Origin of the sequence: Neorhizobium sp. T6_25 (assembly GCF_002968555.1) — a bacterium.
Taxonomy (GTDB): Bacteria; Pseudomonadota; Alphaproteobacteria; order Rhizobiales; family Rhizobiaceae; genus Neorhizobium.
This window is the reverse complement of record NZ_PVBL01000003.1, coordinates 180242-197118: the sequence shown is the minus strand read 5'-3', so window position 1 is coordinate 197118 and position 16877 is coordinate 180242. Positions and strand designations below refer to the sequence as shown.

The window sequence follows — 16877 nt, the reverse complement described above, 5'->3', positions numbered from 1 at the left end:
CCTATTCCATCGGACCCAGGGTCAGAACGGCATCTTGAAGCCGGGCGGGATCGGCAGGCCGGCGGTCAGTTCCTTGGTCTTTTCGGCGGCGATCGCCTCGGCACGCTCCTTGGCGGCCTTGTGGGCGGCGACGATCAGGTCCTCGAGGATCTCGACATCATCTTCCTTGAACAGCGACGGGTCGATCTTGAGGCCGAGCATGTCGCCCTTGCCGTTGAGCCGCACGGTCACCAGCCCGCCGCCGGATGTGCCTTCGACGTCGAGAGCGGCGATTTCCGCCTGCATCTGCTCCATCTTGGCCTGCATTTCCTTGACCTTGCCCATCATGCCCATGATGTCGCGCATCTGTCTGTCCTCTTCTCTTATAGCTCGATGTCGTCGCCGGGCAGGATGTCGCCCTCTTCGGATTCCGCGGTCGCCGGCGCCGGCAGGTCCTCGGTCTCCGTCTCATCCTCTTCGCTGGCGCGGATGCGCACGTCGGTGATCCGAGCGCCGGGGAACTGGGCGAGGATCGCCGCCACGTCCGGATCGGCGCGGGCGTCGGTGAACTGCGCCTCCCGCACGCTCTTTTCGGATTCGACCAGCGTCGGCTCGCCGACCTCGTTGCTGAGCGTCACCCACCAGGTGATCCCGGTCCATTCCTCCAGCCGCGCCTTCAGGTCGCCGGCAATCGTCTTCGGCGCATCGCCGGAAAGATTGATCTCCAGCCGGCCCGGCTCGATCTTCACCAGCCGCACGAAATTGCGCAGCAGCGCCTTCAGCCGCGGGTCGCGGTTCTTGGAGCAGAGATCGGCGATATCCGAGATCGAATTGACCGGGACCTTCGGCACCGGCTTTTCGGCCGGCTGTTCTTCCGCACGGCCGACGGGTATTTCCCGCGGTGCGGTATTCGGCACGGCCTGCAGCATCGCGGTCGGCCCGCCGGCCGGAATCCGTGGGCTCGACATCTCGGTGCCGCGTGCATTGACCGGCGATTGCGGCGGCGAAATGGGACGCCCGCCGCCATTGCCGTTCGGAACCGGCGCACGCTGGCCGTCGCCATTCGAGAAATCTGCAAGCCTGCGGGCGGCATCTTCCGGCGAGGGAAGATGGGCCGCATGCGTCAGCCGGATCAGCACCATTTCGGCCGCCCCCGCGGGGCGCGAGGAGTTCTCGACTTCCGGAATGCCCTTCAGCAGCATCTGCCAGATCCGCGACAGCGTACTCACCGCGACGCCCTCGGCAAATTCGCGGCCGCGCACGCGCTCCACTTCGCTGATCGAAGGATCGTTTGCGGCATCCGGGATATATTTGAAACGGGTGGTCAGATGGGTGAAATCGGCAAGGTCGGTCAAAACCACGACCGGATTGGCGCCGGCCTCGTATTGCTCCGTAAATTCCGAAAGCGCCGCCGTCACGTCACCGCGCACGATATGTTCGAAAAGGTCGACGATGCGGGCGCGGTCGGCAAGACCCAGCATGCCGCGCACGGTCTCGGTGATCACTTGGCCGCCGCCGTGGGCGATCGCCTGGTCGAGCAGCGACAGGCCGTCGCGCGCCGAACCTTCCGCAGCTCGTGCGACCATGGCAAGCGCTTCCGGTTCGGCCGGAATGCCTTCCTTTTCCAGGATCGAGGTGAACAGGTGAACCAGGTCCGCGGCGCTGATGCGGCGCAGGTCGAACCGCTGGCAGCGCGACAGCACGGTGATCGGAACCTTGCGGATTTCCGTCGTCGCGAAGATGAACTTCACGTGCTCCGGTGGCTCTTCGAGCGTCTTCAGCAGGCCGTTGAAGGCCTGTGTCGAGAGCATGTGCACTTCGTCTATGATGTAGACTTTGTAACGCGCCGAGACCGGACGGTAGCGCACTTGCTCGATGATCTCTCTTATATCGTCGATGCCGGTATGCGAGGCGGCGTCCATCTCGATCACGTCGACATGCCGGCCTTCCATGATCGCCTGGCAGTGTTCGCCGGGAATCCTGAGGTCGATCGTCGGTTTGTCGATATCGGAGGTCTTGTAATTCAGCGCGCGGGCGAGAATGCGGGCGGTCGTCGTCTTGCCGACCCCGCGAACGCCGGTCAGCATATAGGCCTGGGCGATGCGGCCGGTCTCGAACGCGTTGGTCAGGGTGCGGACCATCGGCTCCTGGCCGACCATCAGGTCCGAGAAATCCTTGGGACGGTATTTGCGGGCGAGCACCCGGTATCCGCTGCCTGCGGCGGGATTGGCGGCGGAGGTGCTTGAAGATGTGGGCCCGGTATCGCTCATTCAGTCCTGCCAGCCTGCGCGGGCCAATCCTGAGCACGGTCTTGACCGGGCCGGAAGCTGACCAAGATGGTAGTACAAGTAAAAGGGTGGGAGGCTGGCACGGCGACCCGTGCCTGGCTCGTTAGGGCTGCTTCCTTCCGGACCTGACCCGGTTGGCGAGTGGCTCGTCCACCACCAACCTCCCGCTTCCCATATCGTCAATAACGCTTCCAAATGCAAGCCAACCCTGTAAAAAACTGCTATCGAACAGAAAAACAAGGGAGGAAAGTTTGAGCGAATTCGAACTGGATGGCAGGATTGCCCGCGATTCCGATCTTGTGACGGCGCTAGGCCTCTGCCAGTTGCGCATCCAGAACGACAGCCGCTGGCCGTGGCTGGTCATGGTGCCGCAACGCGCCGACATGACCGAGATCTTCGATCTTTCGCCAGCCGAACAGGCGCTGCTCTCGGTCGAGGTCAACAGGATAGCCGCCGCCCTGAAGACGGTGACCGGCGCCACCAAGATCAATGTCGGCGCACTCGGCAATATCGTCCGCCAGCTGCATGTCCATGTCATCGCCCGGTTCGAGGGCGACCCGAACTGGCCCGGCCCGATCTGGGGTTTCGGCCAGTCGGTGCCCTATGGCGGGCAGCAGAAACAAGATTTTCTCAACAAACTGGTTGAAGCCCTTTCATGACAGCGAACCTTTTCGACACCGACGCACCCCATCCCGAACCGAGCAAGCTGACGGCTTTTTCCGGCAATAAGCTGGATCGCCGCGCCGAATACCGTGAGGACGATTGCGTCGAGAAGGCGCTTGCCGTGGAGGGCGCCCATATCCTCGCCTTCACCGGCAGCCGGCTGATCCTGAAGCACGACAGCCAGATCCTCGACCCGCTGTTCTCGCCCTACGAGCTTGCGGAACTGAAGCCGGATTTCGACAACGCCGTCCTGCTCGGTTACCACGAGACCGGCGAGCCGCGTATCGCTGTGCCGATGCTGATCCCGGCGGAAGAACTGGCAAGCCACTATAAGCCGACCGAGGCGCGGGCGCTCTTTCGCGACCAGCTCATCGAAGGCGAGCTACAGGGCGAGGTCGCGCAAGCCGTTGCACTGCTTAACTGGAATGCCGCCAACAAATTCTGCGGCAAATGCGGCTCGCCGACCGAAACCAGGATCGGCGGCTACAAGCGGGTCTGCACCCAGTGCCAGCACATGACCTTCCCGCGCACTGACCCGGTGGTGATCATGCTGACCGTCGATATCGAGCGCGACCGCTGCCTGCTCGGCCGCAGCCACCATTTTCAGGAGGGCATGTATTCCTGCCTCGCCGGTTTCGTGGAGCCGGGTGAAACGATCGAGGATGCGGTCCGCCGCGAAACCTTCGAGGAATCCGGCATCGAAACCGGCCGGGTTCGTTATCACGCCTCGCAGCCCTGGCCGATGCCGCATTCGCTGATGATCGGCTGTTACGCCGAGGCGAAATCGACCGAGATCAAGGTCGATCCGCAGGAAATGGCGGATGTCCGCTGGTTTGAGCGGGCCGAGGCCGCCGCCATGCTCGATGCCGGCCCGGACGCTCCGGTTTTCGCGCCGGTCAGGGGCGCCATCGCCCACCGCCTGCTGCGCGACTGGATCGAGTGGAGCAGGTAGAACCATGACCGTCGCGCGGTCGGAGCGCCTGCTGGCTCTTCTCCAGACGCTCCGGCGCTACCGCCAGCCTGTCAGCGGCGCCAAGCTCGCCGCCGAAACCGGCGTCAGCCTGCGAACGCTCTATCGCGATATTGCCAGCCTCCAGGCTCAAGGGGCCTTCATCGAAGGCGAGGCGGGTCTCGGCTACGTGCTGCGGCCCGGTTTCATGCTGCCGCCGATGATGTTTTCGGAAGAAGAGATCGAGGCGCTGGTGCTCGGCTCCCGCTGGGTGGCAAAAACCGCAGACCCGCGGCTTGCCGCCGGCGCCATCGATGCGCTGGCAAAAATTGCCGCCGTCCTGCCGCCGGATCTGAAGCAGGAACTCGACAATTCGACGCTGCTTGTCGCTTCACCGCGGCGAGGTGAGGACAGGGCCGATCTCGGCCTGATCCGAAGGGCGATCCGCGTCGAGCATATCCTTGATCTCGCATATGAAGACGAAAAAGGGGCGCTGACCCATCGAAAAGTCTGGCCCTTCGCCCTCGGCTTCTTCGACAGCGTCAGGGTGATGGTTGCCTGGTGCGAGCTCAGGCAGGACTTCCGGCATTTCCGCACCGACCGCATTTCCTCTGCGGCTTGGACGGGAACGCGGTATCCGCGTCGCCGGCCGGTCTTGCTCAAGGAGTGGCGAAAGGCTGAAGGAATTCCGGCCCAGCCATGAACGCTGCTGCCAGTATCTGACAGTAGGATGCGATAATCTCCGGTCAGTCCCAACCAGGAGCAATTCCCGGCAGAGGGAATTGCGTCACAAGGAGAACTGACATGGTCCATCCCGATTTCACCATCCTCTTCGTCGACAACCCGCTCGCCAGCGCCGATTTCTACCAGTCCCTCTTCGGCGTCGAACCCGTGGAAAGGTCACCGACCTTTGCGCTCTTCGTGCTGAACACCGGCATGAAGCTCGGCCTGTGGTCGCGCCACACGGCTGAACCGTCGGTGAAGGGCGAGTGCGGCGGCGGCTCAGAAATCTGCTTCAGGCATAACGATGCCGCCAGCGTGGACAAGGCCTATGCCGACTGGACGAACCGCGGCCTGCGCGTGCTGCAGACGCCGGTAGAGATGGATTTCGGTTATACGTTCGTCGTCACCGATCCGGATGGTCATAGGCTGCGGGTCTATGCGATGAGCGCACAGTAAACGCAAACAGTCGTGGGGGTTGGGCGGGTGTGGCATCCGCTCTACCCAGCGGGCATCTCCCCTTGACGGGAAGATCGCAACCCGACGTGTCCAGGCCGATCCTCGGGTTCAACACGAAGGCATAGCGTGTCCCGTTTTCTACGGCCGTTCCCAGGCCGTCGTCCCTCACCCCTTCTGCAGCGCTCCGCGCATCGGGTGGCCCTTATACGTGCCGAGAACCCGCACCTTTTCCGAGAAGAACCGCAGTTCTTCCAGTGCCCGGCGCACGGGGGCGTCGTCCGGATGGCCTTCGATATCCGCATAGAACTGGGTCGCCACGAACTTGCCGCCGAGCTGGTAGCTCTCGAGCTTCGTCATGTTGATGCCGTTGGTCGCAAACCCACCCATCGCCTTGTAGAGCGCGGCGGGAATGTTGCGGACGTTGAACACGAAGGTGGTGACCAGCACCTCGTCCGGATCGTTCCGCTGCACCCATTTTTCATCGCGGGAGAGTACGACGAAGCGGGTGACGTTGTCGTCCCGGTCCTCGACATTCTCCGCCAGGATCTCGAGACCATAGAGATCGGCCGCAAGCCGCGGCGCGAGGGCCGCCATCGTCCGGTCGCCCTTTTCCGCCACCATCTTGGCGGAGCCGGCCGTGTCGCCTGCGACGACGGCCTTCCAGCCGTTCGAGCGGATGATCTTTCGGCACTGGCCGAGTGCATGGATATGGCTGTGGACAGTGCGGATTTCCCCGTGAGTCACGCCCGGCAGCACCATCAGCTGGAAGCGGATCGGCATGAAATATTCGCCGATGATATGCAGCCGCGATTCCGGCAGTAGGTGATGGATATCGGCGACGCGTCCGGCGATCGTGTTCTCGATCGGGATCATCGCCAGGTCCGCATCGCCGTTTTCGAGCGCCTGGAAGGCGTCCTCGAACGTCGGGCAGGGAAGCGGCTCCATGGTCGGGAACATGTCGCGGCAGGCCATGTCGGAATTGGCGCCGAAATCGCCCTGGAAGGCGATGCGATTGGTGAGTGCGTTCATGGGGTTATCCGTTACGAGGAGGCACGGGCAAACAGGATCGCACGGGCCTTTTCAAGGTCGGCGGGAGTATCGACGCCTAACGGAACCGAGTCAACGATCTCGGCATCGATGCGCATGCCGGCTTCGAGCGCCCTCAGCTGTTCGAGCGATTCGCGCTTTTCGAGCACGGACGGCCCGAGCGACACGAACTTTTCGAGCGCAGCGCGGCGATAGGCGTAGAGCCCGATATGGTGGTAGAGCGGCCCGTTGCCGTAAGGCGCGGTGGCGCGGGTAAAATAGAGCGCCTTCAGCCGCGTTGCGGAAATCGGCGAGCCGACGATTTTCACCACGTTCGGATTGGTCTTTTCGTGTTCGTCGGTGATCTCGACGGTGAGGGTGGCGATGTCGGTCGAAGGATTGTCGAGCGGGCGCAGCGAGGCGCGCACCGCTTCCGGCTCGATCGTCGGCAGGTCGCCTTGAACGTTGATCACGAAGTCCATCTGCGCGTCCGGATCGGCCTTCTGGACGGCCTCGAAAATCCGGTCCGAACCGCTTTGATGGTCCTGCCGGGTCATCACCACGTCGAAGCCCGCGGCGGCCACCGCGTCGTAGACGTCCTGGTGGTCGACGGCGACGATGATTCGCCCGACTTGCGCTTCCTCGGCGCGTTTTGCTACCTGCACGATCATCGGCAGGCCGGCAATATCAGCCAGAGGTTTCCCCGGCAGGCGGGTCGATGCCATTCGCGCCGGGATCAACACCAGCGTCCGGTCAAAAGCCGAATTCTTCATGAGAGACCCTTCTATTCCCGCGTAAACAGTGTCAAAAAGTCTCACGCGCGGGACGATAATCGTGTTGCAACAACCATGCAAAAGACATAGGTTCCGCGCGATTTCAAGATGGTCCGCTTTCCCACAAGCGGTTGCGAAGGAGCTTTTGCGGATGAACCCCAATGTCAACATGGCGGCAGGCGCCCTGCTTGCTACTGTTTTCGTCTTGATGTCGGTGTCCATTGCCTCGGAAGGGATTTTCCACTCGGAGGTACCCGAGAAGGCAGGTTTTGCCATCGTCGCCGCCGAAGAGCCCGCCGCCGGTGAAGCCGCGGCACCCGCTGCTGCCGCCGTTCCGATCGCGCAGCTGCTGGCGAAGGCGGACGCCAAGGCCGGTGAAGCCGCATTCAAGAAGTGTCAGAGCTGTCATTCCGGGGAGAAGGGCGGACCGAACAAGGTCGGCCCCGATCTCTGGAGCATTGTCGACCGTCCTATCGCCGGACATGAAGGCTTTTCCTATTCGGCCGGCATGAAGGAGTTTTCCAAGGGCGGTGCCGAGCACTGGACCTTTGACAACCTCAACCATTTCCTGACCGCTCCGAAGGCTTTCGTGAAGGGCACGGCGATGGGTTTCGCCGGTCTGAAGAACGATGCCGAACGCGCCAACCTGATTGCCTACCTGCGTACACTGGCTGATTCGCCGGTTCCGCTTCCGGACCCGAATGCAGCCGCTCCGGCGCCCGCAACCAACTGATCGGCAATTCCAGCAATTCCAATTGAAATGCCCGGCTTCGGCTGGGCATTTTTGTTTTGGGACTTCGTGATCGAGATGCGGTCGGTTTAGCCGAGCAACCATGCCCAGAAGCCGACGGTGAAGACGCCGAATGCGGTGGTCATGCTGATCACCGAGGCTGCAAGGCTGTGGCCGGAGCGGAAACGCTGGGCGATCAGCCAGGCATTGATGCCGGTCGGCACCGAGGCGGTCAGCACCAGCGCCGCGGTCCAGTCCTTCGGCAGGGCAAAAAGATAGCTCATCAGGAAGACGAGCGCCGGCAGCACCATCAGCTTCAGCACCGCAGCGGCCCCTGAAAGGCCGATATCGCCCCGGATCGGATATCTGGTCAGCGCCATGCCGATCGATATCAGGGCGACTGGGCTCGCCGCGGCGGAAATCTGGTCGACGACGATGGCGAACGCGGACGGGAGATGTAGGCCGAGGAAATTGAAGCCGACGCCGACGATAAGCGCGATCACCAGGGGGTTGCGGGCGAGGTTGGAGCCTACCTGCCTGAGGACCGCTGCGATGCCGCGCTTTTCGCCGCCGTCGACCTTGGCGGCCGCGCTCTCCATCAGGATCGTGCCGGCTACCATCATCAGCGGCAGGTGGATCGCAAGCAGGATGGAGATTGCCACCAGCCCATCCTTGCCGACGACTTGGGCGACCAGCGGCAGTCCGATGAAGACGTTGTTGGCAAACGAGCCGGACATGCCGGCGATCACGCCGATCTTCGCATCCCGGCCGAAAACGCGGGTGGTGAGCATATGACCGATCCCCCAGGTCATGGCGACCCCGAGGAAATAGACGGTCCATAGCCGGAACGGCGAGGCCCCTTCGAAATGCGCATCCGCCAGCGTCCGGAAGATCAGCATGGGGACGGCGATCTTGAATACGAATTCGCCGAGCGCGTCGCCGGTCTCCTCCTTCAATATCCCGGTTTTCGCTGTCGTCCAGCCAATCAGGATCAGGATGAAGAGGGGCACGACATTCAGGAAAACGGAGGACAAGGGGCAGGCTTTCTGTGGAGACGTTTTTATGCGTCTAACGCATGTCGCGGCTTGCGACAAATGCGTTTGGTGCAGAGAAGCTGTTTGGCTGGAAGGCGCGGCGACGGCGCCCAACAAAAAAGCGGGGCAATCCCCGCTTTCCCTCCTGGTCTCGTCCAGGACATCCGGTGGTCGGCCGCCAGTTCATCCGTGGTCGGCAACACAACCGGATCGCCAAATAGATAACCTGTGATCGTGACAGCAGAGTGACAGCCCAGGGTCGGCCCAGTCAGAGTTGGGGCAAAACGCCCCGGATTGCTGGCATTGCGGTTATTTTCCCTTCCAATCGGTCCAAAACCCGAATACCGGTTTTCGCGACAAACTGCTTCCCAAGAGGATCAAGACCGGATGCCCAAGTTCGACGTGCTCACCATCGGCAATGCCATCGTGGATATTCTCGCCCGCTGTGACGACAATTTCCTGAGCGACAATGCGATCACCAAGGGCGCGATGAACCTGATCGATGCCGAGCGTGCCGAACTCCTCTATTCCAAGATGGGCCCAGCAGTGGAAGCGTCCGGCGGTTCGGCCGGCAATACGGCAGCCGGCATTGCAGGGTTCGGTGGCAAGGCCGCCTATTTCGGCAAGGTTGCGGAAGACCAGCTCGGCAACATCTTCCAGCACGACATCCGTGCCCAGGGCGTGCACTATCAGACCAGGCCGGAAGGCACCCACCCGCCGACCGCCCGTTCGATGATCTTCGTGACGCCGGATGGCGAGCGTTCGATGAACACCTATCTTGGCGCCTGCGTCGATCTCGGCCCGGAACATGTCGAAGAGGATGTCGTTGCCGAAGCCAAGGTCACCTATTTCGAAGGTTACCTCTGGGATCCGCCGCGCGCCAAGGAAGCGATCCGCGAATCAGCCCGCATCGCCCATGAGCATGGTCGCGAAGTGTCGATGACGCTGTCTGACCCCTTCTGCGTCGGCCGCTACCGTGCCGAATTCCTCGACCTGATGCGTTCCGGCACGGTCGACATCGTGTTCGCCAACAAACAGGAAGCGCTGTCGCTCTACGAGACAGAGGACTTCGAACTGGCGTTGAAGAAGATTTCGCAAGATTGCAAGCTGGCGGCGGTGACACTCAGCGAGGAAGGCGCGATCATCATTCGCGGCGATGAACGCGTGAAGATCGACGCCTATCCGATCAGGGAGCTGGTCGATACGACCGGCGCCGGCGATCTGTTCGCTGCCGGTTTCCTGTTCGGCTATACCCAGGATCGCTCGCTCGAGGATTGCGGCAAGCTCGGCTGCCTTGCGGCCGCCATCTGCATCCAGCAGATCGGCCCGCGCCCGATGGCGTCGCTCATTGAAGCTGCGAAGAAGCAAGGCCTCCTTTGAGGCCTCGCAGGGAAGAGCTTATTTAAAGGCCTCGCCGGGATAGGCGCCCCAGATTTCGGCCTGGGCGATCCAGCCCTCGGCGCCGTTGGTTTCGGCGCGGCACCAATCGCCGTTGCATTCCTTGATCTGCAACACGACGCCCGGCTCCAGCTTGGCGAGGATGGCGGCTGTCGCCTGCGGGTCGCGGCGCATGTTGACGTAAATATCCTTGCCCTTGCCGCGCATCCACGGGGCGGCGACTGCGGTCCGGTCGCCCGAGAGCAGGGCCTGGTTCACCCAGCCCTCGGTGCCCTCGGCGTCGCGAACCCGCCGCCAGTTTTCGTATTCCTGGATGATTTCCATCGGCGTGCCGGACTTCATATACATCCAGGAAACCGCATAGTCGGTGCTCGGGCCGATGCGGATATTGACCTTCCTCGACTTGAGGCTGACGAAACGCGGCAGCGGCAGGCCGCTCGGACCCTTGGCGGCACCCTGAGCATAGCTCGGGGCGGTTGCGGAAAGGGAGGCGACAAGCCCGAAGGAAAGAGCGATGAAGGAGGAAAGAATGGCGCGACGCATATGTTTGGTTCCGGCTGAGCGATCTCGGGCTTTCGGGAACCTCGCGAGGTTTTGTTTGTCTTCGCTGACGGGTCTGGTAGAAAACGCCCTGGATGAATTGAATATCGCGCGACTTGGTTAAGGACCTCCTAAAGCAGGTCGCCCGAAAGCGGGGTACCGGTTTCGGGATAACGACATATGTCGAACAGAGCTTGAAGCACGAACCCCGGATACGTTCAGGTTTCGTGCTTCAAGGCGTCAGGCAGAGAGTTTCATGACGGCGAAGAAGAAACCCAAGGTCTACATTACCCGTAAGCTGCCGGATGCGGTGGAAACCCGCATGCGCGAGCTGTTCGAGGCCGAACTCAATATCGACGACACGCCGCGTTCGCGCGACGAGCTGGCGGCCGCCATGAAGTCTGCCGACGTGCTGGTGCCGACGGTGACCGACCGTATCGACGAGGCGCTGATCGAGGAGGCCGGGCCGCAACTCAAGTTGATCGCCAGCTTCTCCAACGGCTTCGACCATATCGATGTCGATGCCGCCGCGAGGAAAGGCATCACCGTCACCAACACGCCGAACGTGCTGACCGAGGACACGGCAGACATGACCGTGGCGCTGATCCTCGCGGTCAACCGGCGGCTCGCGGAAGGAGCGCGCATCCTGACCGACAAGCCGGGCGAGTGGACGGGCTGGAGCCCCACCTGGATGCTCGGCCGGCGGATCTGGGGCAAACGTATCGGCATCGTCGGCATGGGCCGCATCGGCACCGCGGTCGCCCGCCGCGCCAAGGCTTTCGGCCTGTCGATCCACTACCATAACCGCAAGCGCGTCAGCCCTGCCACGGAAGAAGAGCTGGAGGCGACCTATTGGGACAGCCTCGACCAGATGCTCGCCCGCGTCGATATCGTCTCGGTCAATTGTCCCTCGACACCGGCGACGTTCCATCTCCTGTCGGCGCGGCGCCTGGCGTTGATGCAGCCGGGCTCGATCATCGTCAACACCGCCCGAGGCGACATCATCGACGAGGCGGCGATGATCCAGCTTCTGCGCGACAACAAGATCGCCGGCGCCGGTCTCGACGTCTACCAGAACGAGCCGGCGGTGAACCCGAAACTCGTCAAGCTCGCCCATCAGGGCCGGGTCGTGCTGCTGCCGCATATGGGCTCGGCAACGATCGAGGGCCGGATCGACATGGGTGACAAGGTGATCATCAACATTCGCGCCTTCTTCGACGGCCACCGCCCTCCGAACCGGGTGCTTCCGGGCCGCAACTGATCTCAAGTCAGCCGCTTCTGCATCTCGATCGAGGTGGTGCGGGTAAATCCCGGATGAGAGTTTTCCGCCGTCCTGGCGAAACCCCATCTTGCGAAGGCCGCGTGGTTGCCGGTGAGTTCGATACGGGTTTCGAGCCGCAGCGCCGGCAGGCCTCGTTCCCGGGCAATCGCTTCCGCCACCGACAGCAGCCGGCGGCCCATGCCCTTGCCCTGGCTGGCCGGGGCGACGGCGAGCTTTCCGATATAGAGGAAACCCGGCTCCGGTTTGCAGAAGACGCAGCCGGTAATCCTGCCGTTTTCGATCGCTGCAAATGCGATCTCGTCACGGGCTTTCTGAGCGAGCGAGGCGAGCGTCAGCCGATGCGCCGAGGAGGGTGGGTCGATGATGCCGTCCATATAGGCGAAGGAGGAGAGGATGAGCGCCAGAAGTTCGTCCCAGCGGCGAAAATCCTCGCCGATCCGGATAATCTCAATCGGCTCGCTCACTCGGCGGCAGCCTTGGCCGCGCGGCGCTTGTATCTGATCATGTCGAAGCGGGCCGACAGTGAATCGTAGAGCATCAGCCGCCCGACCAGCGGTTCGCCGATGCCGGTCACGAGCTTGATCGCCTCCATCGCCATCAGCGTGCCGACCACCCCCGTCAGTGCACCGACGACGCCGGTTTCGGCGCAGGACGGGATCAGTCCCGCCGGCGGTTTTTCCGGAAAGAGATCGCGATAGCCGGGATTGAGAACGCCGTCCGGTCCCGTCTCGTAGGGCTTCATCACCGTCACCGAGCCGTCGAACCGGCCGACCGCGCCGGTCACCAGCGGAATCCCGGCGGCTTCCGCCGCATCGGCGGCCGCATAACGGGTGTCGAAATTGTCGGAACCGTCGATCAGCAGGTCGAACAGGGCGAGCTTGCGGGTCGCCCATTCGGCGGAAAAACGCTCCTCGAAATCGACGACCCGGACATGCGGGTTGAGCCGGGCGATTGCTTCGCGGGCGCTCCTGGTCTTCATCTCGCCGATCGTGCCGGTATCGTGGATGACTTGCCGCTGCAGGTTGGAAAGGGAAACGCGATCGTCGTCGATGATCCCGAGCGTGCCGATGCCGGCGGCCGCCAGATATTCGAGGATCGGCGCGCCGAGCCCGCCGGCGCCGATCACCAGCACGCGGGCATTCTTCATCTTCTGCTGCCCCGCGCCACCGATTTCCGGCAGCAGGATATGACGGCGGTACCGCTCGATCTCGTCTTGGCTCAATTTTTCCGGGGTCAGGCTTTCCATGATGCAATCATATCACCGGCCCCCGAGCCGCGTAAGGTGAATTTCAAACGCTGATGCCGCCATGCGCAACGGTAAAGAACTGTGCCCGGTCGGCCAGCGCAGAAAACATCGCCCGGTCCGTGCCGGTCATGAAGGACTGGCCGCCGAGACCGTGGACGAGATCGAAGAGCGCCGCCCGCCGGCCTTCGTCGAGATGGGCGGCGATCTCGTCGAGCAGCAGGATCGGCGCATATCCGGTCATGTCGGCGGTGAGCCTTGCATGGGCGAGCACCAGCCCGATCAGCAGTGCCTTCTGCTCGCCGGTCGAGCAGCGCTCAGCCTCCATGTCCTTTTCCCGATGACGCACCAGCAGGTCGGACCGGTGCGGCCCGTCGAGCGTGCGTCCGGCGGCAGCGTCACGGCCGCGGCCGTTGCGCAGCATGCCGAGATAGTCTTCCTCGAGATCGGCTGACGGGCGATCCATCGCGCCATCCATGAAACCTTCGAGTGCCAGCACCGGCGTCGGGAACGGGGTCTCACCGGAACTGCCAGACAGGGTCCTCAGAAGCCCGAGCATCTCCTGCCGGGCCGCCGCCATGGCGATGCCGAGCCCGGCCATCTGCGCCTCGATGGCCGATAGCCAGGAAGGGTCGAAACGGCCTTCCGACAATAGCTTGTTGCGGCTGCGCATGGTGCGCTCGAAGTCGCTCGCCCGCCGGCCATGGGCGGGATCGAGCGACAGGACGAGGCGATCTAGGAAACGGCGGCGGTCCGATGAGGCACCGGTGAACAGCCCGTCCATCGCTGGCGTCAGCCACAGGACGCTCAGGTGGTCGGTAAGCTCCTCGGTCGATCTGGCCGGGGTGCCGTTGATTCTGAGCTTGCGGGCGACGCTTTCGCCTTCGCCCGGCTCGATACCCGTGCCGATCGAGACCTCGCCGTCCATGCCGTCGACATCGGCAAAGATGGTGAATCCGCCGGCGGCGCCGACACGCGTCACGTCGGACAGCACGGCGCGGCGCAGTCCGCGGCCGGGCGACAGGAAGGAAACTGCTTCCAAGAGATTGGTCTTGCCCGCGCCGTTCTCGCCGGTCAGCACCACATGGCGCCCGTCGAGCGGCAGCGCCGCTTCCGCATAATTGCGGAAATCGGTGAGCTTCAGCCGGGAAAGGAAGGTCTTCTGTGCCATCGGGAATCTTAAGGTTTCGTGAAACAGGAGCTAAGGGCTCGAAGCCTGGATGGCAAGCTCTTGCTTGGGGGGGCCGATGTCTCTCCGCATGACGCTCCTTCGGCGCGAGGTGGTGAGGCCTCCCCCGAATATCGTTTTCAATGCACTCCAATTTATAATTATTCAAAAACTAGGAGGCATGGCTAACAGCGCGTTAAAGCTTCACTCCTAGAAGTGCCGATGCACGCATACGCATCTCATTCCGGATGGCCGTGTGGACCCCTTCAATCTCCGGAGATCTCCATGAAAGACCAGAACCACAAAGCCGATCTCGCCGAACGCCTTGAATTCATCGGCCTTGGCCAGGAACAGCGCGGGTCTCTGGCCGAGATTCGGCCCGTCATCAAGGAGACAGTCGGCGGCGCGCTGGATGCCTTCTACCGCAAGGTCAAGGGTAATCCGCAGACGGCGAAGTTCTTCTCCAACGATGCCCATATCGCCCATGCCAAGAGCCCCCAGGCTGCCCACTGGGAAGGCATCGCATCCGGCAAATACGATGACAATTATGTAGAGGCGGTTTCCGCGATCGGCCGCACTCATGCCCGGCTCGGTCTCGAACCGCGCTGGTATATCGGCGGTTACGCGCTGGTTCTCGATGGCATCATCCGCGCCGTGGTCAGCCGGGAGATGAGCGGCTTCTTTCAGGAGAAGAAGGCCAAGGTACTTTCCGAACATCTTTCCTCCGTCGTCAAGGCCGCCCTGCTGGACATGGACTACGCCATCTCAGTCTATCTCGAGGCGCAGGGCGACGAGCGCAGAGAGGTCGAAGCCAGGCAGGAAAAGGCCAAGGCGGAGCAGGAGGCAGCGCTTGCGGCGCTCGATGGCGCCCTGAAGAGCCTTTCCGATGGCGATCTGACATCCGAACTCTGGCAGGAACTGGCACCGAATTTCGCCAAGCTGCGGCAGAACTACAATTCCTCCATTGCCGAGCTCGACGCGGCGATGTGCGAGATCAGCTCCTCCGTCGAACAGGTGCGCGCCGAGGCGGGCGGCATTTCGGCGGCTTCCGAAAACATGGCCGCCCGCGCCGAGCAGCAGGCTTCCGCGCTGGAACAGACGGCGGCGGCACTTGAAGAGATCACCACGATCTCCGGCCAGGCCGCGCAACGGACCTGCGAAGTGCAGGTGATTGCCCGTGAATCCGCCTCGGAGACGGTCCGCTCCGGCAAGGTGGTCGAGGAAGCGATTGCGGCGATGGGCGATATCGAGCAGTCCTCGCAGAAGATGACCCAGATCATCGGGGCGATCGACGAGATCGCATTCCAGACCAATCTTCTGGCGCTCAATGCAGGCGTGGAAGCGGCCCGCGCGGGCGAACAGGGCAAGGGTTTTGCCGTGGTCGCGCAGGAGGTTCGCGAACTGGCGCAGCGATCCGCGGCGGCCGCCAAGGAGATCAAGGAACTGATCGACCAGTCTTCGAACGACGTCCACCGCGGCGTCGAGCTCGTCAACAAGACGGGACAGGCGCTGGTCGGCATCGGCGATCGCGTCAAGTCGATCGATGACCATATCTCGTCGATCGCCCGCTCCGCCCAGGAACAGGCTTCCGGCATCGAGGAGATCAATTCCGCGATCCGCAGCATGGACCAGATCACCCAGCAGAACGCCGCGCTGATGGAGGAGACCAACGCCTCGACCCGGAGCCTCGTCGGCATCAGCGGCCGGCTGGCGGCGCTGCTCGGTCACTTCAAGACAAGGGCCGTGCGCGAGACCCGCACCGAGCGTCCGCGTCTGCGCGCCTGATCTTCGACCTGAAACATGGACCGGGCGGTTCCGGTCGGCTAATGTTGCTTGGCTTTCAGAGGAGCCGCGACATGACCGATCCGACCCGTGACCGTGACCGCCCTTCCCATATCCGCCACTGGACCGAGGTGGAAAAGCCCCAGGAGAAACACTATCGCGGTGATGACGAGCTGATGGGCTTCGGCGCCGCGCTTGCCCGGCAGTTCGGCCTCACGCGGCTCGGCATTCACCATCATCGCCTGCCACCCGGCCGCCGGACCTCCTTTCCGCATGCGGAGGAACTCGAGGAAGAATTCATCTACGTGATCGAAGGCAATCCGGAGGTCTGGCTGGATGGTGAGGTCTATCCGCTGAAACCGGGCGACTCGGTCGGTTTCCCGGCCGGTACGGGGATTGCTCATACCTTCATCAACAACACGGATGCGGAAGTGCGCCTTTTGGTGATCGGGGAGGCCAACAAGGACGAAAACCGGCTGTTCTATCCGAAGAATCCCGACCTGAAGGCGATCCGTTCGGATTGGTGGGACGACGCGCCCCGGCGCCCGCTCGGGGACCATGACGGCATGCCGGACGAGGTGCGGGTCTGGAAAGCCGGTCAGAAAGCAGCGAAGGAAACGACAGGTGAGTGACGAGGAAAGACTGATCAGGCTGGAGGAACTTGCCGCCTACCAAACCAAGGTGATCGAGGAATTGTCCGATCAGCTCGCCGAGCAATGGAAGGTGATGGAACAGACGCGCGCCAAGCTCGACCGGCTGACCGAGCGGTTCCTGTCGCTGGAGGAGACCTCGCTGGAAGCGCCGGCCGTCACCAGACCGCCGCATTATTGACGTCCTGTTGCC

19 protein-coding genes and 1 other RNA gene are annotated in these 16877 nt (G+C 62.8%); 10 read left to right on the top strand and 10 right to left on the bottom strand.

Features of this window, described 5'->3' with window-relative positions; genetic code table 11:
* Window positions 1–21: 21 nt before the first annotated feature.
* The 3 genes from C5L10_RS05535 to ffs form a co-directional block, all read right to left on the bottom strand.
* Complete coding sequence (locus C5L10_RS05535) at window positions 22–345, bottom strand: YbaB/EbfC family nucleoid-associated protein (protein WP_038547916.1); 324 nt, start codon at window positions 343–345, stop codon at window positions 22–24.
* Window positions 346–362: 17 nt separating this feature from the next.
* The gene (locus C5L10_RS05530; RefSeq protein WP_105428828.1) at window positions 363–2249 is read right to left on the bottom strand and encodes a DNA polymerase III subunit gamma/tau; all 1887 of its coding nucleotides are present in this window, start codon (window positions 2247–2249) and stop codon (window positions 363–365) included.
* Window positions 2250–2335: 86 nt separating this feature from the next.
* Window positions 2336–2432, bottom strand: an RNA gene (ffs, locus tag C5L10_RS05525) — signal recognition particle sRNA small type.
* Window positions 2433–2518: 86 nt separating this feature from the next.
* On the opposite strand from ffs, the gene C5L10_RS05520 reads away from it, so the two are divergent.
* The 4 genes from C5L10_RS05520 to C5L10_RS05505 all read left to right on the top strand — a co-directional run bounded on the left by C5L10_RS05520 (window position 2519) and on the right by C5L10_RS05505 (window position 5058).
* The gene (locus C5L10_RS05520) at window positions 2519–2926 is read left to right on the top strand and encodes an HIT domain-containing protein (RefSeq protein ID WP_105428827.1); all 408 of its coding nucleotides are present in this window, start codon (window positions 2519–2521) and stop codon (window positions 2924–2926) included.
* Window positions 2923–3882, top strand: coding sequence for an NAD(+) diphosphatase (gene nudC, locus C5L10_RS05515; RefSeq protein ID WP_105428826.1), 960 nt, complete (start codon window positions 2923–2925; stop codon window positions 3880–3882). The genes C5L10_RS05520 and nudC overlap by 4 nt, the downstream gene beginning before the upstream one ends.
* A 4-nt stretch (window positions 3883–3886) precedes the next feature.
* Window positions 3887–4582, top strand: a complete 696-nt coding sequence (locus tag C5L10_RS05510; protein ID WP_105428825.1) for a YafY family protein — start codon at window positions 3887–3889, stop codon at window positions 4580–4582.
* Between the two features lie 101 nt (window positions 4583–4683).
* Window positions 4684–5058, top strand: coding sequence for a VOC family protein (locus tag C5L10_RS05505; RefSeq protein ID WP_105428824.1), 375 nt, complete (start codon window positions 4684–4686; stop codon window positions 5056–5058).
* Window positions 5059–5223: 165 nt separating this feature from the next.
* On the opposite strand, the gene C5L10_RS05500 is transcribed toward C5L10_RS05505, so the two are convergent.
* Window positions 5224–6087, bottom strand: coding sequence for a prephenate dehydratase (locus tag C5L10_RS05500; RefSeq protein WP_105428823.1), 864 nt, complete (start codon window positions 6085–6087; stop codon window positions 5224–5226).
* An 11-nt stretch (window positions 6088–6098) separates the two neighbouring features.
* The gene (locus tag C5L10_RS05495; protein WP_046667193.1) at window positions 6099–6857 is read right to left on the bottom strand and encodes a 3-deoxy-manno-octulosonate cytidylyltransferase; all 759 of its coding nucleotides are present in this window, start codon (window positions 6855–6857) and stop codon (window positions 6099–6101) included.
* A gap of 151 nt (window positions 6858–7008) precedes the next feature.
* On the opposite strand from C5L10_RS05495, the gene C5L10_RS05490 reads away from it, so the two are divergent.
* Window positions 7009–7590: a cytochrome c family protein gene (locus C5L10_RS05490; protein WP_046667194.1), complete on the top strand. Its 582-nt coding sequence runs from the start codon at window positions 7009–7011 to the stop codon at window positions 7588–7590.
* Window positions 7591–7676: 86 nt separating this feature from the next.
* Here the strand turns inward: C5L10_RS05490 and C5L10_RS05485 are convergent, their stop codons facing one another.
* Window positions 7677–8621: an AEC family transporter gene (locus C5L10_RS05485; protein ID WP_172716917.1), complete on the bottom strand. Its 945-nt coding sequence runs from the start codon at window positions 8619–8621 to the stop codon at window positions 7677–7679.
* A gap of 387 nt (window positions 8622–9008) precedes the next feature.
* Between C5L10_RS05485 and C5L10_RS05480 the strand changes: the two genes are divergently transcribed.
* Complete coding sequence (locus C5L10_RS05480; protein ID WP_105428822.1) at window positions 9009–10001, top strand: adenosine kinase; 993 nt, start codon at window positions 9009–9011, stop codon at window positions 9999–10001.
* Between the two features lie 18 nt (window positions 10002–10019).
* On the opposite strand, the gene C5L10_RS05475 is transcribed toward C5L10_RS05480, so the two are convergent.
* Window positions 10020–10562 (bottom strand): SH3 domain-containing protein, encoded by a 543-nt coding sequence (locus C5L10_RS05475; RefSeq protein WP_046667197.1) that lies wholly within the window; start codon window positions 10560–10562, stop codon window positions 10020–10022.
* A 253-nt stretch (window positions 10563–10815) separates the two neighbouring features.
* On the opposite strand from C5L10_RS05475, the gene C5L10_RS05470 reads away from it, so the two are divergent.
* Complete coding sequence (locus C5L10_RS05470; protein WP_105428821.1) at window positions 10816–11820, top strand: D-glycerate dehydrogenase; 1005 nt, start codon at window positions 10816–10818, stop codon at window positions 11818–11820.
* A 2-nt stretch (window positions 11821–11822) separates the two neighbouring features.
* Here C5L10_RS05470 and C5L10_RS05465 read toward each other — a convergent pair whose 3' ends face one another.
* From C5L10_RS05465 to recF, 3 genes are read right to left on the bottom strand one after another with little or no spacing between them, the layout of a single operon-like run.
* The gene (locus C5L10_RS05465; protein WP_245447936.1) at window positions 11823–12293 is read right to left on the bottom strand and encodes a GNAT family N-acetyltransferase; all 471 of its coding nucleotides are present in this window, start codon (window positions 12291–12293) and stop codon (window positions 11823–11825) included.
* Window positions 12294–12301: 8 nt separating this feature from the next.
* The gene (moeB, locus tag C5L10_RS05460; protein WP_105428820.1) at window positions 12302–13087 is read right to left on the bottom strand and encodes a molybdopterin-synthase adenylyltransferase MoeB; all 786 of its coding nucleotides are present in this window, start codon (window positions 13085–13087) and stop codon (window positions 12302–12304) included.
* A gap of 43 nt (window positions 13088–13130) precedes the next feature.
* Window positions 13131–14255 carry a DNA replication/repair protein RecF gene (recF, locus tag C5L10_RS05455; protein WP_105428819.1) on the bottom strand — a complete coding sequence of 375 codons (1125 nt, stop codon included), beginning with the start codon at window positions 14253–14255 and terminating at the stop codon, window positions 13131–13133.
* Window positions 14256–14537: 282 nt separating this feature from the next.
* Here recF and C5L10_RS05450 point away from each other — a divergent pair, with 282 nt between their 5' ends.
* The 3 genes from C5L10_RS05450 (at window position 14538) to C5L10_RS05440 (ending at window position 16865) form a co-directional block, all read left to right on the top strand.
* Entirely contained in the window at window positions 14538–16037 is a 1500-nt protein-coding gene (locus C5L10_RS05450) for a globin-coupled sensor protein (protein ID WP_105428818.1), read from the top strand.
* Window positions 16038–16108: 71 nt separating this feature from the next.
* A complete protein-coding gene (locus tag C5L10_RS05445; RefSeq protein ID WP_105428963.1) occupies window positions 16109–16666 on the top strand; it encodes a cupin domain-containing protein in 558 nt (185 codons plus the stop codon).
* A complete protein-coding gene (locus C5L10_RS05440) occupies window positions 16659–16865 on the top strand; it encodes a SlyX family protein (protein ID WP_038547960.1) in 207 nt (68 codons plus the stop codon). The genes C5L10_RS05445 and C5L10_RS05440 overlap by 8 nt, the downstream gene beginning before the upstream one ends.
* The last annotated feature ends 12 nt before the right edge of the window (window positions 16866–16877 follow it).

What these genes read in the sequence shown, in the direction of transcription:
- C5L10_RS05535 (WP_038547916.1), bottom strand. Translation starts at nt 345, where the DNA reads ATGCGCGACATCATGGGCATGATGGGCAAGGTCAAGGAAATGCAGGCC.
- C5L10_RS05530 (WP_105428828.1), bottom strand. Translation starts at nt 2,249, where the DNA reads ATGAGCGATACCGGGCCCACATCTTCAAGCACCTCCGCCGCCAATCCC.
- nudC (WP_105428826.1), top strand. Translation starts at nt 2,923, where the DNA reads ATGACAGCGAACCTTTTCGACACCGACGCACCCCATCCCGAACCGAGC.
- C5L10_RS05510 (WP_105428825.1), top strand. Translation starts at nt 3,887, where the DNA reads ATGACCGTCGCGCGGTCGGAGCGCCTGCTGGCTCTTCTCCAGACGCTC.
- C5L10_RS05505 (WP_105428824.1), top strand. Translation starts at nt 4,684, where the DNA reads ATGGTCCATCCCGATTTCACCATCCTCTTCGTCGACAACCCGCTCGCC.
- C5L10_RS05500 (WP_105428823.1), bottom strand. Translation starts at nt 6,087, where the DNA reads ATGAACGCACTCACCAATCGCATCGCCTTCCAGGGCGATTTCGGCGCC.
- C5L10_RS05495 (WP_046667193.1), bottom strand. Translation starts at nt 6,857, where the DNA reads ATGAAGAATTCGGCTTTTGACCGGACGCTGGTGTTGATCCCGGCGCGA.
- C5L10_RS05490 (WP_046667194.1), top strand. Translation starts at nt 7,009, where the DNA reads ATGAACCCCAATGTCAACATGGCGGCAGGCGCCCTGCTTGCTACTGTT.
- C5L10_RS05480 (WP_105428822.1), top strand. Translation starts at nt 9,009, where the DNA reads ATGCCCAAGTTCGACGTGCTCACCATCGGCAATGCCATCGTGGATATT.
- C5L10_RS05475 (WP_046667197.1), bottom strand. Translation starts at nt 10,562, where the DNA reads ATGCGTCGCGCCATTCTTTCCTCCTTCATCGCTCTTTCCTTCGGGCTT.
- C5L10_RS05470 (WP_105428821.1), top strand. Translation starts at nt 10,816, where the DNA reads ATGACGGCGAAGAAGAAACCCAAGGTCTACATTACCCGTAAGCTGCCG.
- moeB (WP_105428820.1), bottom strand. Translation starts at nt 13,087, where the DNA reads ATGGAAAGCCTGACCCCGGAAAAATTGAGCCAAGACGAGATCGAGCGG.
- recF (WP_105428819.1), bottom strand. Translation starts at nt 14,255, where the DNA reads ATGGCACAGAAGACCTTCCTTTCCCGGCTGAAGCTCACCGATTTCCGC.
- C5L10_RS05450 (WP_105428818.1), top strand. Translation starts at nt 14,538, where the DNA reads ATGAAAGACCAGAACCACAAAGCCGATCTCGCCGAACGCCTTGAATTC.
- C5L10_RS05445 (WP_105428963.1), top strand. Translation starts at nt 16,109, where the DNA reads ATGACCGATCCGACCCGTGACCGTGACCGCCCTTCCCATATCCGCCAC.